This window comes from Paraburkholderia sediminicola, from assembly GCF_046030555.1.
GTDB lineage: Bacteria > Pseudomonadota > Gammaproteobacteria > Burkholderiales > Burkholderiaceae > Paraburkholderia > Paraburkholderia sediminicola_E.
Genome location: NZ_JAQQCH010000005.1, coordinates 97,569 through 117,325, shown reverse-complemented (window position 1 = coordinate 117,325; position 19,757 = coordinate 97,569). Strand labels below are relative to the sequence as shown.

Below are 19,757 nucleotides of genomic sequence, written 5' to 3'. Positions count from 1 at the left end.
GCACAAAACTGGCCATTCGGCCGATGTAAAGGGGCACGCTTCCTGCGATAATCCAATGTCTGAATTCCATTGAAGAAGCCTCCGACAGCATGGCCCGAACCCCCGCCTCAAACCCTGCAACCAGCGCTCCCGCAGAACGGGCCGCGTGGCTGCGCGCGGAACTCGAACGCGCCAATTACGCGTACTACGTGCTCGACCAGCCGGACCTGCCGGACGCGGAATACGACAAGCTCTTCAAGGAACTGGAGCGAATCGAGACGGAGCATCCGGACCTGATCGTGCCGGATTCGCCCACCCAGCGCGTGGGCGGCGAGGCGTCAACCGGTTTCGAGCCGGTCGTGCACGACCAACCCATGCTTTCGCTGAACAACGGCTTCGAGGACGAAGACATCGTCGCGTTCGACAAGCGCGTCGGCGACGCGCTCGGCAAGAACGCGAGCGAGCCGCCGGTGCCGGTCGATTACGCGGCTGAGCTGAAATTCGACGGCCTCGCCATCTCGCTGCGTTATGTCGACGGCACGTTCGTCCAGGCGTCCACGCGAGGCGACGGCGCCACCGGCGAGAACGTCACCGAAAATGTCCGCACGATCCGTTCCATTCCACTCAAGCTCAAGGGAAAACGCGTGCCGCATGTACTCGACGTGCGCGGCGAAGTGCTCATGTTCAAGCGCGACTTTGAACGCCTGAACGAGCGCCAGCGGGCTGCTGAGCAGAAGGAATTCGCCAATCCGCGCAATGCCGCGGCAGGCAGCCTGCGGCAACTCGATTCGAAAATCACCGCGCAGCGGCCGCTGTCGTTCTTCGCCTATGGAATCGGCGTGCTCGAAGGGTTCGAGACGCCGGCCACGCATAGCGAACTGCTCGACTGGTACAAGGAACTCGGTTTGCCGGTGAATGGCGAGCGGGCGGTGGTGCAAGGCGCCGAAGGCTTGCTGGGGTTCTTCCACGCGGTAGGTGAGAAGCGCGACACGCTGCCTTACGATATCGACGGCGTTGTCTACAAGGTCAACCGACGCGATGAGCAGGACGCGCTCGGCTTTGTCTCGCGCGCGCCGCGGTTCGCATTGGCGCACAAATTTCCTGCGCAGGAAGCGCTGACCAAACTTGTCGCGATCGACGTGCAGGTCGGCCGCACCGGTGCGATCACGCCGGTGGCGCGGCTGGAACCGGTATTTGTCGGCGGCGCGACGGTGACGAACGCGACGTTGCACAATGAAGACGAAGTGCGCCGCAAAGATATCCGCATCGGCGATACCGTGATCGTGCGGCGCGCCGGCGACGTGATTCCCGAGGTGGTGAGCGCGCTGCTAGATCGCCGCCCGGACGACGCCCGCGAGTTCATCATGCTCACGCACTGCCCCGTGTGCGGTTCGAGCATCGAACGGCTGCCGGACGAGGCGATTGCGCGCTGCACGGGTGGGCTGTTCTGCCCGGCGCAGCGCAAGCAGGCGTTGTGGCACTTTGCGCAGCGGCGGGCGCTGGATATCGACGGGCTCGGCGAAAAGATCATCGATCAACTCGTCGAGCAGAATCTGGTGCGTACGCCGGCCGATCTGTTCAACGTCGGCTTTGCAACGCTTGCCGAACTCGACCGCTTTGCCGAAAAGTCCGCTCAGAATCTGCTCGACTCGCTGGAAAAAGCCAAGCACACCACGCTGGCGCGCTTTATTTACGCGCTCGGTATCCGGCATGTGGGCGAATCAACGGCGAAAGATCTGGCCAAACATTTCGGCTCGCTGAATCCGATCATGGATGCTTCGGTCGAAGAACTGCTGGAGGTGAACGATGTCGGACCAGTGGTGGCCGAGTCGATTCATCAGTTTTTTGCCGAAGAGCACAACCGCACGGTGATCGAGCAACTGCGCGCGCCTGGCAAGGTCACATGGCAGGAAGGGCCGCCCGCGCCGAAGGCGCCGCAAGGCGTGCTGGCCGGCAAGACGGTCGTATTGACCGGCACCTTGCCGACGCTGGCGCGCGAAGAAGCGAAGGAAATGCTCGAGGCGGCAGGAGCGAAAGTGGCCGGTTCAGTGTCGAAGAAAACAGACTACGTGGTGGCCGGAGCCGAAGCCGGCAGCAAGTTGGCGAAGGCGGAGGAACTCGGTGTCCCCATACTCGACGAAGATGGTATGCGTAAGCTCCTGGAGGGGCAGTTATGATCCGCGAAATTCTCAAGATGGGCGATCCGCGCCTTTTGCAAATTGCCGATCCTGTCGACCATTTCGACACCCCGGAATTGCATGAGCTTGTCAAAGACATGTTCGAGACCATGCATGACGCGAACGGTGCGGGACTTGCCGCACCGCAGATCGGCGTCAACCTGCAGGTGGTGATCTTCGGCTTCGGGCACAACGAGCGCTATCCGGACGCGCCGCCGGTGCCGGAAACCGTGCTGATCAACCCGACTATCACGCCGGTGTCTCAAGATATGGAAGAGGGCTGGGAAGGCTGTCTGTCGGTGCCGGGCTTGCGAGGGGCGGTGAGCCGGTTCTCGATGATCAAGTATCACGGCTTCGATCAATTCGGCAAGCCGATCGACCGCGTCGCCGAGGGCTTTCACGCGCGCGTCGTGCAGCATGAGTGCGATCACCTGATCGGCAAGCTGTACCCGATGCGGATCAACGATTTCGCGAAGTTCGGTTTCACGGAAATCCTGTTTCCAGATATGGACCCGAATAGCGACGACTGACGCCGCATTCTGGCGGACGGCGATCGCATCGTCGCGTTTGTCGCTGGAAACAAAAAACCCACGCCAATGCGTGGGTTTTTTGTTGGGCGAGCTTTACGGTAGAGCACCGCAAGTCGTTCGCTGTTTGAGCGTCAAGCTCCCGGCATCAGAACGATTCGTCCGCCGACAGATAACGCCATTGGCCCGGCGGCAGAGCGCCCAGCATCACCTGACCCATCCGCACGCGCTTCAGGCCGATCACTTCGAGACCGACCAGCTCGCACATCCGGCGGATCTGACGCTTCTTGCCTTCGCGCAGCACGAAACGCAGTTGCTCGCCGTTTTGCCAACTGACCTGTGCAAGCTTCAGCGGCACGTCGTCTAGCGAGAGGCCGTGGCGCAACAGTGCGAGGCTTTCCGGCGGGAAGTGACTTTCGACGTCAGTGGTGTGCTCGCCGAACGACACGCGCACCAGATACTCCTTGTCGATCTCCGAATGGCCGCCGATCAGCTGCTTGGCAATGCGGCCATCCTGCGTCAGTACCAGCAAGCCTGTCGAATCGATGTCCAGGCGTCCGGCCGGCGCGAGCTGGCGCAGATGCGAGACGGAGAAACGAATGTCCGAGCGATCGCCTTCCCAGCGATTTTCCGGCGTGACCAGCGTGATGGCCGGCTGGTAACCGTCTTCCGCCTGGCCTGAGACAAAGCCCACCGTCTTGTGGATCAGGACCGTCACCTGGCTCGCTTGTGCAGCTTCGGCGGCGGGGTCGATCTCGATGCGCTGGTCCGGACGAACCTTGGTGCCGAGCGTATCGATCCGCTCGCCGTCGACCAATACCCAGCCTTTTTCGATCCACTCGTCGGCTTCGCGGCGCGAGCACAGACCGAGTTCCGACATCAGCTTGGACAGGCGCAGGGTGCCCGGTGCATCTTCGTAATCGCGGCGCGGCGTGCGCGGCGCGGCATCGGCGCCGCGTTCGGTTTTGGCTGCGGATGCCGGGCCGCGCGGCTTGTCGGCACGGGCGGGGCGGCTGTCATCGCCAAAGCGGCGGCCGGCAGCCGGCAGCGCCTTGTCGAAGGTGCGAGCGGAGCGTTCGCCTCGGTCGGTACGTTCGTTACGTTCGCCGGCACGCGCCGGACGATCGCCGAAATCACGTTTGGCTGGGGCTCGTTCGCCGCGGTCGTCGCGCGGTGCGCGCGCCGGAGGGTCCGTGCGATCACCGTAACCGCTTTTGACGGGCTTTGCGAATGTGCGCTCGCCACGCTCGGACGAGCCGCGCTCACCTTCAAAACGGCGCGGCGCGCTGTCGCTGCGCGGCCCACGCTCGCCGCTGCGGCGTTCCGGCGGGGCGCCACGGTCGCTACTAAAGCGGGGCCGATCCGATGCATCACGGGCCGGACGCTCGCCACGCGGGCCACCTTCCGCCGGACGGCTTGCGCCCGGGCGCGGACCGCTGAATGAACGGCGTTCGCCGTCGTCACGTCTCGGAGCGCGATTGCCTTCGAAACTGCGGGGTGCGCGTTCACTGCGATCTGCGCTGCCTTCGAAGCGGCGGGGCGCACCTTGGCTGCGTTCACCGTCGGTGCGGCGCGGAGCACGCTCACTACCACCTTCAAACCGACGGGGTGCGCGCTCACCATCGTCCCGACGCGGAGCACGTTCGCTACGGTCCCCGGCGCCTTCAAACTCACGCGGCGCACGAGCGCCATCGTCCCGGCGCGGCGCGCGATCACCGCCGCCCTCAAACCGACGCGGAGCGCCTTGAGTGCGTTCACCGTCAGCACGACGCGGAGCACGTTCGCTACGGTCCCCGGCGCCTTCAAACTTACGGGGCGCACGAGCGCCATCGTCCCGGCGCGGAGCGCGATCGCCGCTGCCCTCAAACCGGCGCGGTGCGCCTTGAGTGCGTTCACCGTCAGCGCGACGCGGAGCACGTTCGCTGCGGTCGCCAGCGCCTTCAAACTTACGGGGCGCTCGCTCGCCATCGTCCCGGCGCGGAGCACGGTCCCCACTACCTTCAAACTTACGGGGCGCACGAGCGCCATCGTCCCGACGCGGAGCGCGATCGCCACTGCCCTCGAAGCGGCGCGGCGCACCGCCAGCCCCTTCACGCCGCGGCGGGCGATCCGACGGCGCCCGGCGCGCAGCGCCGGCGCCACCCGCATCCCGTTCGCGGGAAAACGATCCTTCAGCCCGTGGCGCACGCGCACCGGCGCCCGCCGGCTTGCCCGCACCTGCCGGCCGCTTGCCACCGCCCGCTGCGCCTTCACCCCGCGCTCCGTTAAACCCAGCCGTCGGCGTAGACGGCCTTGGCCCGGTCGGACGCGTCGGCTTACGCGCCGAGGTGCTTCCGGTACGGACAGGGGCGCGTTCGGACGAAGCCGGCCGCGGGTGCTTGGCTGTTAATTTGACTCGCATGAAATCTCACACTGCAATCGCGCGCAGCAGTTCGGTCTCGACCTGAATTTGCAGGCGGTTGTCCGACAGACCGTGCCCATCCAGCAGGAACACGTCTTCGACGCGTTCGCCGAGCGTATTGATCCGCGCCGACGCGACGCCGACCCGGTGCTCGGCCAGCACGCGCGCGATCGAATAAAGAAGGCCCGGCCGGTCGTTCGCAGACACGGACAGGATGTAATATTGGCCGCGCTCGTCGGCCCGAAGATCGACGCGCGGCGTAACAGGGAAGGTCCGCGAGAGCCGTGACAAACGGCCTTTCGACGGTCCCGGGAGCAGGGTGCCGTCACCCGTGAGGCGTGCGGTCAGTTCCTGTTCGACCAGATTGGCAATATCGCGATAATGCACGTCTTCTTCGGTATGCGCGACGAGGAAATTATCGAGCGCGTACCCGTGACGGGTCGTGCTGACCCGCGCATCGAGCACCGACAAGCCGTTGCGGTCGAAATACGCACAAATGCCGGCGAACAGATCGGGTTGGTCCTTCACATACACGAGCACCTGAAGCGCTTCGCCGATCGGCGATGGACGCGCCCGGACAATCGGCGTCGTGGTCTCGACGTGCCGGTACAGCACGCGGGTTTGCCACGCGATGTCCGCGGCGTCGTGGCGCAGGAAATAGCCGATATCGAGCTTGTCCCACAGCGCCTTTTGCGCGCCTTCCGGCACGGTTTCAAGGCGCAGCAGCGCAAGCGCCTCTTCCTGGCGCGATTTCAGTTCTGAATGCGCGTCGGGCCGCGCGCCACCGAGCACAGCCAGGGTGGCGCGGTACAGGTCCTCCAGCAGCTTACCTTTCCACGTGTTCCAGACTTTCGGGCTGGTGCCGCGAATGTCGGCCACGGTCAGCAGGTAAAGCGCGGTCAGCCGGCGCTCGTTGCCGACCAGTTCGGCAAACCGCTTGATGACTTCGGGGTCGCTCGTATCCTGCTTCTGCGCGACCTGGCTCATGGTCAGATGCTGCTGGACCAGCCACACCACCAGTTCGCCGTCCTCGCCCTCAATGCCGTGGGTGCGGCAAAAGCGCCGCGCATCGGCCATGCCGAGCGTGGAATGGTCGCCGCCGCGGCCCTTGGCGATATCGTGAAAGAGAGCGGCCACGTACAGCACCCACGGCCGGTCGAAGTTCACGATCAACTGGCTGCAGAACGGATATTCGTGCGCATGCTCTGCCACCGCGAAGCGGCGCAGGTTACGCAATACCATCAGGATGTGCTGATCGACCGTGTAGACGTGGTACAGGTCGTGCTGCATCTGTCCGACAATGCGCCGGAAGTTCAGCAGATAGCGCCCGAGCACACTGGTCTGGTTCATCAGACGCAGCGCATGCGTGATGCCGGCCGCCTGCTTCAGGATGTCCATGAACAGGCGCCGGTTTTCCGGATCGCGCCGCCAGTGCTGATCCATCACTTCGCGGGCGTTATAGATCGCGCGCAGCGTGCGCGCCGACAAACCCTTCACGCCCGGCGTCTGTTCGTAGAGCAGGAAAGCTTCGAGGATCGCGTTCGGCTCGCGCTGGAATACGTCGTCGCTGGCGATTTCCAGCATGCCTTGCTTCTCGACGAAACGGTCCGACAGCACGCGCGTGATGCCGCTCGTGTTGGGGAAAAGCTGCGCTTCGATGTTCTGGATCAGGATGGTGGCGAGCTGCGTAACCGCTTTGGCGGACCAGTAATAGCGGCGCATCAGTTGTTCGCTGGCACGCTTGGTGGCCGTTGGCTGGTAGCCGAAGCTTTCGGCCACCGGCGTTTGCAGGTCGAACACCAGAATGTCCTGACGGCGGCCGGCGATCACATGCAGCCGGGCACGCAGTGTTTTCAGGAAGCCTTCGTTGCGGCGCAGTTCGCGCGCTTCACGCTCGGTGATCAGGCCGCGTGCTTCGAGTTCGCGCCAGCTGCTGCCGAAACCCGCCGCCTGTGTAATCCACAAAATCAGTTGCAGATCGCGCAGGCCGCCCGGGCTTTCCTTGATGTTCGGTTCGAGCGAATACGGGGTGTCCTGAAACTTGGCGTGCCGTTGACGCATTTCCAGTACTTTGGCCTGGAAGAACGCGCGCGGGTCGAGCGCTTCGCGGTAGCGCTTCGCAAAGTCGTCGAAGAGCGGGGCGCTGCCCGTAATGCGCCGCGCTTCGAGGAGCGAGGTGCGCACGGTGACGTCGTTGGCGGCTTCTTCGAGACATTGCGACACGCTGCGCACGCTGCTGCCCAGTTCGAGCCCCAAATCCCACGCGAGGCTGATAAAGCGTTCGATGCGTGCTTCGAGATGCTCGATCGGCGTGTCGGGCAGCAGAACCAGAATATCGATGTCGGAGTGCGGCGCGAGTTCGCCCCGCCCGTAACCGCCCACGGCCAGCAGGGCCAGTTCGGGTGGCAGCTGACAGGTGTTCCAGGCGGCGCGCAGCGACTCGTCCGTGGCACGCGCGAGCGCGGCCATTAGCGAGTCGACGTTGGAGGCGGTCTTGAAGCGTTCCAGCAACTGGGCTTTGGCCACTTTATAGTCCGCCTTGAGCGACGTGGCATGGGAGTGGGCGACGGCTGGAACACTACTCATTGGCAGGCTGGCGGGTGGGGTCGGAAGTCGGTCAGGCTGTAGCTGCGACAACCGGCGGACGCGCGGGCGTGCCAGCTGAGACAGTCAGCACGTCGTAACCGGTTTCGGTGACGAGTATGGTGTGTTCCCACTGTGCCGACAGACTGCGATCTTTGGTCTTGACGGTCCACTGATCCGGCATGGTGCGGATATCGCGCCGACCGGCATTGATCATCGGTTCGATCGTGAAGATCATGCCGGTCTGCAGTTCGAGCCCGGTGCCGGGGCGGCCGTAATGCAGAATCTGCGGGTCTTCGTGGAATACCGTGCCGATGCCGTGGCCGCAATATTCACGTACCACGCTGTAGCCCTGACCTTCGGCGTGTTTCTGGATTGCATAGCCGATGTCGCCGAGATGGGCGCCCGGGCGCACCTGATCGATGCCGAGCCACATGCATTCGAAGGTGGTCTGCACGAGGCGCTTTGCCATGATCGAGCCTTCGCCGACGATGAACATCCGGCTGGTGTCGCCGAAATAGCCTTCCTTGATCACCGTGATGTCGATATTCAGCGCGTCGCCGTTCTTCAGCGTCTTGTCGCCCGGAATGCCGTGGCAGATCACGTCGTTCACCGAAATACAGGTGGCTTTCGGATAAGGGGGATAGCCGGGCGGCTGATAATTCAGCGGCGCCGGGACCGTGCCTTGTTCCTTGAGCATATATTCGTGACACAGCCGGTCGAGTTCGCCGGTTGTAATGCCGGCTACAACGAACGGCGTGATGTAGTCGAGCACTTCGCTGGCGAGTTTGCAAGCGACGCGCATCTGCGCGATATCGTGTTCGTTTTTGAGCGTAATAGCCATGAGTCGGGCCTGAAATGCGATTTATTGCAAGATTATCGCACCATATTCCGGCCGCCGCAGGGTTTTGCCAGTGTTTTGCCATCAGGCGGCGAGCGCGTAGGTGCAACCCGGCTGCGGCAAGCAGGAGCTACCGCGCAGGTTGAGTCGGCCGATAGTCACGTGCTATAATCTTTGGCTAAGTCGATCCCTGTCTTATTTTGTTGCTTTATTGCTGTCCTAATGGGCGCAAACTGGCGGGAAAGACCCTCTGTAGCGATAGTTGCCTGCGCTATGGGGTAAGGCAGTACCAGGGCAGCAGACTCGCAAGCCGGCGCACCCAGGGTGTCCGTCGCGTTCAGCCAGAAAACAATGGCAGCGCGGCAGATGCGGCAGCCGGCTTAAGACCCAACCCTCGCGGAGAATTTCATGGCAGTTACCATGCGTCAAATGCTGGAAGCCGGTGTCCACTTCGGTCACCAAACGCGCTTCTGGAACCCGAAGATGGCCCCCTTCATTTTCGGCCATCGCAACAAGATTCACATTATCAACCTCGAAAAGACGCTGCCGATGTACAACGACGCGCTGAAGTACGCGCGTCAACTGGCAGCCAATCGCGGCACGATCCTGTTCGTTGGTACGAAGCGCCAGTCGCGCGACACCATCGCTGAAGAGGCAAAGCGCGCTGGTATGCCGTACGTCAACGCGCGCTGGCTCGGCGGCATGCTGACCAACTTCAAGACGCTGAAAGTATCGATCAAGCGCCTGAAAGACATGGAAGCAGCGCTGGAAGCAGGCGAAACCGAACGCATGAGCAAGAAGGAAGCGCTCCTGTTCGAACGCGAAATGGCCAAGCTGCAAAAGTCGATTGGCGGCGTGAAGGACATGGGCGGTATTCCGGACGCGATCTTCGTGGTCGACGTCGGCTACCACAAGATTGCCGTTACCGAAGCCAACAAGCTCGGCGTGCCGATCATCGCCGTGGTCGACACGAACCACTCGCCGATCGGTATCGACTACGTGATCCCGGGTAACGACGACGCTTCGAAGGCTGTCGCTCTGTACACCGCTGGCGTGGCTGACGCGATCCTCGAAGGCCGTGCTAACGCGGTCAACGAAGTGGTGCAAGCTGCCCGTGGCGGCGACGGCGACGAGTTCGTCGAGGTCAACTCGGAAGCGTAAAGCTGCCCCGTGTCCGGCAAAAAAGGGGGCTTTCTACAGGCCCCCTTTTTTTAAGCCGCGACAAAGTAGTGGTGTGGTGTAAGCAGTGCCTAAACGTTGTCCGTAAAAAATACGTGCAACGTTGAAACGAATTCTTGCCGCCGGTATCGAAGTCCGGGCGGCGTGTGACAGACGGAACTCAAGGAGCAAATGATGGCGGCAATTACCGCAAGCATGGTTGCAGAACTGCGCGCAAAGACTGACGCGCCGATGATGGAATGCAAGAAGGCGCTGACGGAAGCCGACGGCGACATGGCGCGCGCTGAAGAGCTGCTGCGCGTGAAGCTGGGCAACAAGGCAAGCAAGGCAGCATCGCGCGTGACGGCTGAAGGCGTAGTCGCATCGTTCATCGGCGGCAACGCGGGTTCGCTGGTCGAGCTGAACTGCGAAACCGACTTCGTTTCGAAGAACGATGATTTCCTGGCTTTCTCGAAGACCGTTGCTGAACTGGTCGCTACGCAAAACCCGGCTGACGTCGCGGCTCTGTCGGCACTGCCGCTGGACGGCTCGACGGTCGACGCAGTGCGTCTGGCACTGGTCGGCAAGATCGGTGAAAACCTGTCGATCCGTCGTTTCGTGCGTTTCGAAACCTCGAACAAGCTGGCAGCGTACCTGCACGGCACGCGTATCGGCGTGCTGGTCGAGTACACCGGCGCGGACGAGCAGGTCGGCAAGGACGTGGCAATGCACATTGCCGCCATGAAGCCGGTTTCGCTGTCGTCGGACGACGTCCCGGCGGATCTGATCGCCAAGGAACGCAGCATTGCTGAACAAAAGGCTGCTGAATCGGGCAAGCCGGCTGAAATCGTCGCCAAGATGGTCGACGGCAGCGTGCAGAAGTACCTGAAGGAAGTGTCGCTGCTGAACCAGACGTTCGTTAAGAACGACAAGCAGACGATCGAACAGATGCTGAAGGCTGGCAACGCGAGCGTGCAGAAGTTCGCGCTGTTCGTGGTCGGCGAAGGCATCGAGAAGAAGCAGGACGACTTCGCAGCTGAAGTGGCCGCTCAAGTCGCTGCTGCAAAGCAACAATAAGCATCGCTTAAGCTTCAATTAGTACCGTTGGACCCGCGGCGGAGCAAGACTTTGCCGCGGTCGGCGGCGCCGCAAGGCTGCGCGCGGGTTGACCCTCGCTGCGCAGCCGCCTCTGGCGAACCCCAGGGTTCGTCAATTTGGCGACGCTTGCCCGAATCAGCATTTCACCCCTACATTAGTCCCTTGTTGTTGCCCTGTTCTGCGCGATCTGGATACCCCCTATGCCCACTGCCTATAAACGCGTCCTGCTCAAACTCTCCGGTGAAGCTCTGATGGGCGACGATGCCTTTGGCATTAATCGCGCAACCATCGAACGAATGGTAGCGGACGTGGCCGAAGTGGTCCGTCTCGGAACGCAGCTGGCCGTGGTGATCGGCGGCGGCAATATTTTCCGCGGCGTGGCGGGCGGCGCGGCCGGCATGGATCGCGCCACGGCTGACTATATGGGCATGCTGGCCACCATGATGAACGCGCTGGCGCTGCAGGATGCCATGCGCCACGCCGGTATTGAAGCGCGCGTGCAATCCGCGCTGCGCATGGACCAGGTGGTCGAGCCGTACATCCGGCCCCGCGCGATTCGCCAGCTCGAAGAAGGCAAAGTCGTGATTTTCGCGGCCGGCACCGGCAATCCGTTCTTCACGACGGATACGGCCGCTGCACTGCGCGGCTCTGAAATCGGCGCGGAAGTCGTGCTGAAAGCCACCAAGGTGGACGGCGTCTACTCCGCCGACCCCAAGAAGGACCCGAGCGCGACCCGCTACACCACGATCAGCTTCGACGAAGCCATCGGCCGCAATCTGCAGGTGATGGACGCCACGGCGTTCGCGCTGTGCCGCGACCAGAAGCTGCCGATCCGGGTGTTTTCTATCGTCAAGCCGGGCGCGCTCAAGCGCATCGTACAAGGCGAGGACGAGGGTACCCTCGTCCACGTGTAAACTCTCGTTCACACAACGTGGGCTTTAACGCGGGCCCAGGCCGCCGCATATTGCGCGCGCTGGCCGGCTCGCACCGTTTTGAAGGTTCGGAGGCTTAAAAATGTCTGTGGCTGATATCAGGAAGGGCGCTGAACAAAAGATGCAGCGTTCCATCGACGCGTTCAAGAACGATCTGTCGAAAATCCGCACGGGCCGTGCACACACGGGCTTGCTCGATCACATCCAGTGCGATTACTACGGTTCGCCGGTGCCGATTTCGCAGGTCGCGAACCTGACGCTGATCGATGCACGCACGATCGGCGTGCAGCCGTGGGAAAAGAAGATGGTCCAAGTCGTCGAAAAGGCGATCCGCGAGTCGGACCTCGGTCTGAACCCGGCCACGCAAGGCGACGTGATCCGCGTGCCGATGCCCGCGCTGACCGAAGAACGCCGCCGCGAACTGACTAAAGTGGTGAAGAGCGAAGCGGAAACGGCCAAGGTTGCCATCCGTAACCTGCGCCGTGACGCAAACGAGCAACTGAAAAAGCTCGTTAAAGACAAGGAAATTTCAGAAGATGACGAACGCCGTGCAGGTGACGACGTTCAGAAACTGACGGACAAGTTCGTTACGGAAATCGACAAACTTGTAGTGACCAAAGAAGCCGAGATCATGACGGTCTGAGGCCGTTGGCTCCCAGGAGAATGCCGGGCCGCCCCGGGTTTTATTGCCCTCTCGGGGGCCTGCTGCGAAGCGGCAGGTTTTGGGGGCGCTCAACAGTTTCAGGGTTTCCACTTCTTTTTTTGCAGTCACTGTCCCGACGGCCATGACCTATACCAGCTCAACCGTGCGCGTGCCTGATGTCGCCGCGGTGCCGCGACATATCGCGATCATCATGGACGGCAACGGCCGTTGGGCAACCCAACGCCGGCTGCCCCGCGTGGCCGGCCATACGCGCGGCGTCGACGCGGTGCGCGCGGCCGTCGAGGCGTGCGCCCGGCAGGGCGTCGAATATCTGACGCTCTTTGCCTTCAGTTCGGAAAACTGGCGCCGCCCGAACGACGAAGTGTCGTTCCTGATGCGCCTGTTCGTCACCGCGCTGGAGCGCGAGATCGGCAAGCTGCACGCGAACGGCATCCGTTTGCGGGTAGTGGGCGATCTGTCGAAATTCGACACGCGCATTCGCGACCTGATCAAGCGCGCAGAAACCAAAACCGCGCGCAATACCCGTCTCACGCTGACCATCGCCGCCAACTACGGCGGCCGCTGGGACATCATGCAGGCCACCCGCAAGCTTGCCGAGCAATCGGCGCTGGCGGGCAAGGCGGTCGAGGTGAACGAGGACTCGTTCGCCGAACACCTGTCGATGGCCTATGCGCCGGAGCCGGACCTCTTTATCCGCACAGGCGGCGAGCGCCGCGTCAGCAACTTCCTGTTGTGGCAACTCGCCTACACCGAGTTCTATTTCACCGACACCTTCTGGCCGGATTTCGACGCGGACGCGCTCGGCCACGCCATCGCTTCCTATGCGGAGCGTGAGCGCCGCTTCGGCCGCACCAGTGCTCAACTCGAGCCGCAATCGCAAAACGTCGATTCGCTTCCATGCTAAAAACCCGTGTCATCACGGCGATCATCCTGCTGGCGATTTTCCTGCCGGTCACGTTGTTCGCGCCGGTGGGCGCGTTCGGCGCGCTGATCGCCTTCGTCGTCGTGTTCGCTGCGTGGGAATGGGCGCGCCTGCTGAAGCTCGGCGGCGCGGGCCCGATCGTATACGCGCTGGTAGCCGCCGTTGCGTTGGTCGCGAGCACACGTCTCGGTACCGGCGTCGAGGAGCCCCGGCCGCTCTTTCAGGCGGCGGCGATTTTCTGGGTGATTGCGGGGCCGTATGTGCTCCTGCGCAAGCCGACCCTCGCGCAGGGTGCCTGGCGCGCTTTTCTATTCCTTGCTGGCATTGTGGTTTTCGTCGCGTGCTGGCATGCTCTCGTCGCCGCGCGCATGAAGGGCGTGCCGTTCGTGCTGTCGCTGCTGCTCCTGGTATGGCTGGCCGATATCGGCGCATACTTCTCGGGAAAGGCTTTCGGGAAGCACAAGCTGGCGCCTGCCATCAGCCCGGGTAAGACCTGGGAGGGCGCGATCGGCGGCTGGCTGGTGGTGATGATCGTCGCCGCGGCGGCGGTCTTTTTGCACGCGTTCGAGCCGACCCTGTATTCTGCGCTGCTGGCGCAACTGGGCGCCGTACGTACGCTGCTCGCTCTGACCCTGCTGGTGGCATTCAGCGTGGTGGGCGACCTGTTCGAATCAATGATGAAACGCCAGGCTGGAGTGAAAGATTCAAGCGGCCTGTTGCCTGGGCACGGTGGCGTACTCGACCGCATCGACGCATTGTTGCCGGTGCTGCCGCTTGCCATGCTGCTGCTCGGCTAGAGAAAGAGATATGCAAAAACGTCTGACATTGCTCGGTTCAACGGGCTCGATTGGAGACAGCACGCTCGACGTCGTCGCGCGTCATCCCGAGCGCTTTTCGGTTTACGCGCTCACGGCGCATCGCAACGGCGACAAGCTCGTCGAGCAATGCCTGCGCTTTCAGCCCGAAGTCGCGGTAGTCGGCGACGCCGATACGGCCATTCGCGTGGCAGCGAAGCTGCGCGAAGCGGTCTGCAAGACCGAAGTCACGTACGGACCGCAAGCGCTCGTCGACGTGTCGGAGAGCACCGGCTGCGATACGGTAGTGGCGGCGATCGTCGGCGCTGCAGGTCTCGCGCCTAGCCTGGCTGCCGCTCGTGCCGGCAAGCGCATTCTGCTCGCCAACAAGGAAGCGCTGGTCATGTCCGGCGCGATCTTCATGGACGCGGTGCGCGACAACGGCGCCGTGCTGCTGCCGGTCGACAGCGAACACAACGCAATTTTCCAATGCCTGCCGCGCGAAGCCGCACTGCACGGCGGCGTGTCGAAGATCATCCTGACGGCGTCGGGCGGCCCGTTCCGCACCCGCGAACCGGCCACGCTGGTCGACGTCACGCCTGACGAGGCCTGCAAGCATCCGAACTGGGTCATGGGCCGCAAGATATCGGTCGACTCCGCCACGATGATGAACAAGGGCCTGGAAGTGATCGAGGCACACTGGCTCTTCAATTTGCCGGGCGAACGCATCGAGGTGCTGATTCATCCGCAAAGCGTGATTCATTCGATGGTGTCGTACGCAGACGGTTCGGTGCTCGCGCAACTGGGCAATCCCGACATGCGCACGCCGATCGCTCACGCGCTGGCATTTCCGGATCGCGTCGATTCGGGGGTGGCACAGCTCGATCTGCTACAGGTCGCGTCACTTTCGTTCGAAAAGCCGGATTACACGCGCTTCCCGTGTCTCGCGCTCGCAGTGAAGGCGCTGGCCGAGGGCGGGTTGGCGAGCGCGGCCCTGAATGCCGCGAACGAAGTCGCTGTTGAAGCGTTTCTGTCGCGTCAGATCGGTTTCATGGCGATCGCCCAGGTTGTCGACGCCGTGCTCAACGCGTTGCCGAATCGCAGCGCGCATGCGCTCGAAGACGCGATTGAGGCCGACGCCGCCGCGCGCCGCGCCGCCGCCGACTTCATTGCGCGTCTGCCGGACGGCGCCCGTCGCACGGAACGCGCCGTCCAGTGAGGCGCCTATGAATCTGTTGATCGAACTGCTTGCCTTCGCGGTCGCGATCGGCGTACTCGTGGTCGTCCACGAGTACGGGCATTACAGCGTCGCGCGTTTGTGCGGCGTCAAGGTATTGCGCTTTTCGATCGGTTTCGGCAAGCCGCTGTTTCAATGGGTGAGCCCGAAGACGGGCACCGAGTGGACGATTGCCGCGCTGCCGCTGGGCGGCTACGTGAAGATGCTCGACGAACGCGAGACCGGAGGGGCGCCGATTCCGGTTGAAGCCTTGCCACATGCGTTCAACCGGCAGTCAGTGTGGCGCCGTTTCGCGATTGTCGCGGCGGGCCCGGTCGCCAACTTCCTGCTCGCCATCGTGCTGTTCGCGCTGGTATTTGCCACCAGCGTGACGGAACCGGCCGCCGTGGTCGCAGCGCCTGCTCCGAATACGCCGGCCGCGCTGGCCGGCTTCGACGGTGGCGAAACCATCGTCGCGGTGCGTGCCGGGAACGCTGGCGAATCCGAGCGTGTGCGCTCGTGGTCCGACCTGCGCTGGAAACTGCTGGGCGCGGCATTCGATCACAAGCGCATTGTGCTGAGCGCGAAAGATGCCCACGGCACCTCGGATTTCCAGCTGGATCTGCGCGGTATCACCGAGAAAGACGTCGACGACGACTTTATGTCACATCTCGGTTTTGAGCCGGGTGGTGGCAAGCTGACGGTTGCGGGCGTGCAGTCGGATAGCGCGGCGCAAAAGGCGGGCCTTGCGGTGGGCGACCGTCTTCGCGCGGTGGACGGTATTCCTACGGACAATGCCACCGCCTTCATCGCTTATGTAAAATCGCACGCCAGCAAGCCTGTGACGCTGCAAGTGGAGCGTGGCGGGCCGGCGGCGGGCAAGCTGGAAGACGTTCGCATCGTCCCGCAGTCGCAGCGCGATGACGCGACGGGGCAGCAGATCGGCCGTATCGGCGCGGAACTCGCCACCCAGGTGCCGTCGATCGACGTGCGTTACGGGCCGGTCGAAAGTCTGCAACTGGGCGCGCGCCGTACGTGGGATCTGGCTGTTTATTCGGTGCGCATGTTCGGGCGGATGATCGTCGGCGAGGCATCGCTCAAGAATCTTTCCGGTCCTGTCACGATCGCGGATTACGCAGGAAAGAGCGCACGTCTAGGTCCTTCTGCATTCCTGTCGTTCCTGGCCCTTGTCAGTATTAGCCTCGGCGTACTGAACCTGTTACCAATTCCGGTATTGGACGGGGGTCATCTGTTATATTATTTGGTTGAAGCTGTAACCGGCAAAGTTGTCTCTGATCGCTGGCAACTCGTTTTTCAGAGGGCGGGGCTCGCCTGCATCGTCGCGTTGTCGGCGATTGCGCTGTTCAACGATCTGGCTCGTTTAATCCATTTTTAAAGTGTCTGGCGGCGTTCACGATGGCGACCGCCCGACCTGATGCAGCTATACACACTGGGGAAGCACGTTGTTTAAACCTCATCGCTTTGTTCCAAAGACGGTTATAGCCGCGGCGTTTGCCGCGCATGGGCTGGTTGCTCACGCAACAACGCCCTTCGTGGTGCAAGACATCCGGATCGAGGGATTGCAACGCGTCGAACCTGGTACCGTGTTTGCCTACCTGCCCATCAAGCAAGGCGACACGTTTAGCGACGACAAGGCTTCTGAAGCCATTCGCGCGCTGTACGCCACGGGCTTCTTCAACGACGTCAAGATCGCGACTGAAGGCAATGTCGTCATCGTGCAGGTGCTGGAACGTCCGGCCATCGGCACGATCGACTTTGCCGGCATTCACGAGTTCGACAAGGACAACCTGACCAAGGCGCTGCGCGCGGTCGGTTTGTCGCAAGGCCGTTACTACGACAAGGCACTCGTCGACAAGGCCGAGCAGGAACTGAAGCGCCAGTACCTGACGCGTGGCTACTATGCCGCTGAAGTCACCACCACGATCACGCCGATCGACCGCAACCGCGTATCGGTGCTGTTCTCGGTGGCTGAAGGTCCGAGCGCGAAGATCCGCCAGATCAACTTTATCGGCAACAAGGCGTTCAGCACGGGTACGCTGCGCGACGAAATGCAGCTGTCCACGCCGAACTGGTTCTCGTGGTACACGAAGAACGATCTGTACGCGAAAGACAAGCTCACCGGCGACCTCGAAAACGTCCGCTCGTATTACCTGAATCGCGGCTACCTCGAGTTCAACATCGAGTCGACCCAGGTGTCGATCACGCCGGACAAGAAGGACATGTATCTGACGGTCACGCTGCACGAAGGCGAGCCGTACACGATCAGCAGCATCAAGCTGGCCGGTAACCTGCTCGACCGTGAGCCGGAGCTGGCCAAGCTCATCAAGATCAAACCGGGTGACCGCTTCTCGGCTGAAAAGCTGCAAGCCACCACCAAGGCGATTGTCGACAAGCTCGGCGAATACGGCTACGCGTTTGCAACGGTGAATGCCCAGCCGCAGATCGATCAGGAACACCACAAGGTCGACCTGACGCTGCAGGTGGACCCGAGCCGCCGCGTGTACGTGCGCCGTATCAACGTGGTCGGCAACACGCGTACTCGCGACGAAGTGGTGCGTCGCGAAATGCGTCAGCTCGAAAGCTCGTGGTTCGATTCGAACCGCCTCGCGCTGTCAAAAGACCGGATCAACCGTCTCGGCTACTTTACCGATGTCGACGTGACCACGGTGCCGGTGGAAGGCACGCCGGACCAGGTCGATGTGGACGTCAAGGTGGCCGAAAAGCCGACCGGCGCGATCACGCTCGGCGCGGGCTTCTCGTCGACCGACAAGGTGGTGCTCTCCGCAGGCGTGTCGCAGGACAACGTGTTCGGTTCGGGTACGAGTCTCGCGGTGAACGTGAATACCGCCAAGACGTACCGTACGTTGACGGTCACGCAGGTCGACCCGTACTTCACGGTCGACGGCATCAAGCGGATTACCGACGTCTACTACCGTACGTATCAGCCGTTGTACTACTCGACGGATTCGAGCTTCAAGATCGTCACGATCGGTGGTGATCTGAAGTTCGGTATTCCGTTCTCCGAAGTCGACACGGTGTACTTCGGTGCCGGCCTCGAGCAGAACCAGCTGGACATCGACTCGAACACGCCGCAAAGCTATATCGACTATGTGAACCAGTTTGGACGTGTGTCGAACAACGTGCCGATCACGGTGGGCTGGTCGCGCGACGCGCGTGACAGCGCCCTGGTACCGAGCCGCGGTTATTTTACGCAGGCGAACGCCGAATACGGCACGCCGCTCGGTGGTACGCAGTACTACAAGGCCGACATCAACGCGCAGTACTATTATTCGTTTGCGCGCGGTTTCGTGCTGGGCTTCAACTTCCAGGGCGGTTACGGTAACGGCCTGAGTGGCAAGCCATACCCGATTTTCAAGAACTACTACGCCGGCGGTATCGGGTCGGTGCGGGGCTACGAGCCGAGCTCGCTGGGCCCGCGTGACGCGAAGACGAACGATCCGATCGGCGGCTCGAAGCTGCTGGTGGGTAACGTCGAATTGACATTCCCGCTGCCGGGCACGGGCTACGACCGCACGTTGCGTGTGTTCACGTTCCTCGACGCCGGTAACGTCTGGGGTACGGAAGGTAACAGTATCGGCGCGAATGGCCTGCGTTATGGCTATGGTGTCGGTCTTGCCTGGATCTCACCGATCGGCCCGCTCAAGCTCAGCTTGGGCTTCCCGCTCACGAAGCACACTGGCGACCAGTATCAGAAGTTCCAGTTCCAGATCGGGACGGCGTTCTGATCAGGCGGCCGGGGCCCCGGCGGCTGGTGGCCCGATTATGGGCCGCTTCCGACGGCGGACCAGGCCAAACTACAGTATCGAGAGGATGACTTTGCTAACCGGTATGTTTTCGAAACGTGTGGCGTGTGCGTTCGCGCTGGCAATGACGCTGGGCGTAGGAGTAGCGGGGGTAGCGCACGCGCAGGAAGCCCGGATCGCTGCGGTGAATTCGGACCGTATCCTGCGTGAATCGGCTGCCGCGAAGGCTGCACAGGTCAAGCTCGAGGCGGAGTTCGCCAAGCGCGACAAGGATCTGGCCGACATGGCGCAGAAGCTGAAGACGATGTCCGACTCGCTCGACAAGAATGGCGCGTCGATGTCGGCTGCCGATCGCGCGCAGAAGCAACGCGATCTGTCGCAGCTGGATACGGACTTCCAGCGCAAGCAACGCGAGTTTCGCGAAGACCTGAACCAGCGCCGCAATGAGGAGCTGGCGGCGGTGCTCGACCGGGCCAACAAGGTAATCAAGCAGATCGCCGAGCAGCAGCACTACGACCTGATCGTTCAGGAAGCGGTGTACGTGAGCCCACGCATCGACATTACCGACCAGGTGCTCAAGGCATTGGCGGCGTCGGGCAACTGAACGCGGCCGTGGGCCGCCGGCTGGCGGCGTCGCAGGCCGGTTCGCAGCGCGTGGCTGTAGAGCGGACAAGTTGGAC

15 protein-coding genes are annotated in these 19,757 nt (G+C 62.5%); 12 read left to right on the top strand and 3 right to left on the bottom strand.

Annotated elements, in window-relative coordinates; all coding sequences use genetic code 11:
- The first annotated feature begins 89 nt into the window (after positions 1 to 89).
- The gene (gene ligA / locus PQQ52_RS09875) at positions 90 to 2,156 is read left to right on the top strand and encodes an NAD-dependent DNA ligase LigA (protein WP_408209833.1); all 2,067 of its coding nucleotides are present in this window, start codon (positions 90 to 92) and stop codon (positions 2,154 to 2,156) included.
- The gene (gene def, locus PQQ52_RS09870) at positions 2,153 to 2,686 is read left to right on the top strand and encodes a peptide deformylase (protein WP_325046819.1); all 534 of its coding nucleotides are present in this window, start codon (positions 2,153 to 2,155) and stop codon (positions 2,684 to 2,686) included. The genes ligA and def overlap by 4 nt, the downstream gene beginning before the upstream one ends.
- Before the next feature lie 145 nt (positions 2,687 to 2,831).
- Here the strand turns inward: def and PQQ52_RS09865 are convergent, their stop codons facing one another.
- The 3 genes from PQQ52_RS09865 to map are packed head-to-tail and all read right to left on the bottom strand — an operon-like array spanning position 2,832 to position 8,511.
- The gene (locus PQQ52_RS09865; RefSeq protein WP_408209828.1) at positions 2,832 to 5,084 is read right to left on the bottom strand and encodes a pseudouridine synthase; all 2,253 of its coding nucleotides are present in this window, start codon (positions 5,082 to 5,084) and stop codon (positions 2,832 to 2,834) included.
- A gap of 6 nt (positions 5,085 to 5,090) precedes the next feature.
- Positions 5,091 to 7,670, bottom strand: a complete 2,580-nt coding sequence (locus tag PQQ52_RS09860; RefSeq protein WP_408209825.1) for a [protein-PII] uridylyltransferase — start codon at positions 7,668 to 7,670, stop codon at positions 5,091 to 5,093.
- 31 nt (positions 7,671 to 7,701) lie between these two features.
- Positions 7,702 to 8,511: a type I methionyl aminopeptidase gene (map, locus tag PQQ52_RS09855; protein ID WP_408209822.1), complete on the bottom strand. Its 810-nt coding sequence runs from the start codon at positions 8,509 to 8,511 to the stop codon at positions 7,702 to 7,704.
- 405 nt (positions 8,512 to 8,916) lie between these two features.
- On the opposite strand from map, the gene rpsB reads away from it, so the two are divergent.
- From rpsB to PQQ52_RS09805, 10 genes are all read left to right on the top strand, one after another.
- Complete coding sequence (rpsB, locus tag PQQ52_RS09850) at positions 8,917 to 9,669, top strand: 30S ribosomal protein S2 (protein ID WP_408209819.1); 753 nt, start codon at positions 8,917 to 8,919, stop codon at positions 9,667 to 9,669.
- A 192-nt stretch (positions 9,670 to 9,861) separates the two neighbouring features.
- Positions 9,862 to 10,743 carry a translation elongation factor Ts gene (gene tsf / locus PQQ52_RS09845; RefSeq protein WP_408210326.1) on the top strand — a complete coding sequence of 294 codons (882 nt, stop codon included), beginning with the start codon at positions 9,862 to 9,864 and terminating at the stop codon, positions 10,741 to 10,743.
- A gap of 221 nt (positions 10,744 to 10,964) precedes the next feature.
- Complete coding sequence (gene pyrH, locus PQQ52_RS09840) at positions 10,965 to 11,678, top strand: UMP kinase (RefSeq protein ID WP_011488865.1); 714 nt, start codon at positions 10,965 to 10,967, stop codon at positions 11,676 to 11,678.
- Between the two features lie 100 nt (positions 11,679 to 11,778).
- The gene (gene frr, locus PQQ52_RS09835) at positions 11,779 to 12,339 is read left to right on the top strand and encodes a ribosome recycling factor (RefSeq protein WP_028199370.1); all 561 of its coding nucleotides are present in this window, start codon (positions 11,779 to 11,781) and stop codon (positions 12,337 to 12,339) included.
- 142 nt (positions 12,340 to 12,481) lie between these two features.
- Positions 12,482 to 13,264, top strand: coding sequence for a polyprenyl diphosphate synthase (gene uppS / locus PQQ52_RS09830; protein WP_115780231.1), 783 nt, complete (start codon positions 12,482 to 12,484; stop codon positions 13,262 to 13,264).
- Positions 13,258 to 14,079: a phosphatidate cytidylyltransferase gene (locus tag PQQ52_RS09825; protein ID WP_408209815.1), complete on the top strand. Its 822-nt coding sequence runs from the start codon at positions 13,258 to 13,260 to the stop codon at positions 14,077 to 14,079. The genes uppS and PQQ52_RS09825 overlap by 7 nt, the downstream gene beginning before the upstream one ends.
- 10 nt (positions 14,080 to 14,089) lie before the next feature.
- Positions 14,090 to 15,295 (top strand): 1-deoxy-D-xylulose-5-phosphate reductoisomerase, encoded by a 1,206-nt coding sequence (locus PQQ52_RS09820; protein WP_408209812.1) that lies wholly within the window; start codon positions 14,090 to 14,092, stop codon positions 15,293 to 15,295.
- 7 nt (positions 15,296 to 15,302) lie between these two features.
- A complete protein-coding gene (gene rseP / locus PQQ52_RS09815) occupies positions 15,303 to 16,688 on the top strand; it encodes an RIP metalloprotease RseP (RefSeq protein WP_408209811.1) in 1,386 nt (461 codons plus the stop codon).
- Positions 16,689 to 16,755: 67 nt separating this feature from the next.
- Positions 16,756 to 19,059 (top strand): outer membrane protein assembly factor BamA, encoded by a 2,304-nt coding sequence (bamA, locus tag PQQ52_RS09810; protein ID WP_408209808.1) that lies wholly within the window; start codon positions 16,756 to 16,758, stop codon positions 19,057 to 19,059.
- Positions 19,060 to 19,144: 85 nt separating this feature from the next.
- Positions 19,145 to 19,681, top strand: coding sequence for an OmpH/Skp family outer membrane protein (locus PQQ52_RS09805; protein ID WP_408209805.1), 537 nt, complete (start codon positions 19,145 to 19,147; stop codon positions 19,679 to 19,681).
- Positions 19,682 to 19,757: the final 76 nt, after the last annotated feature.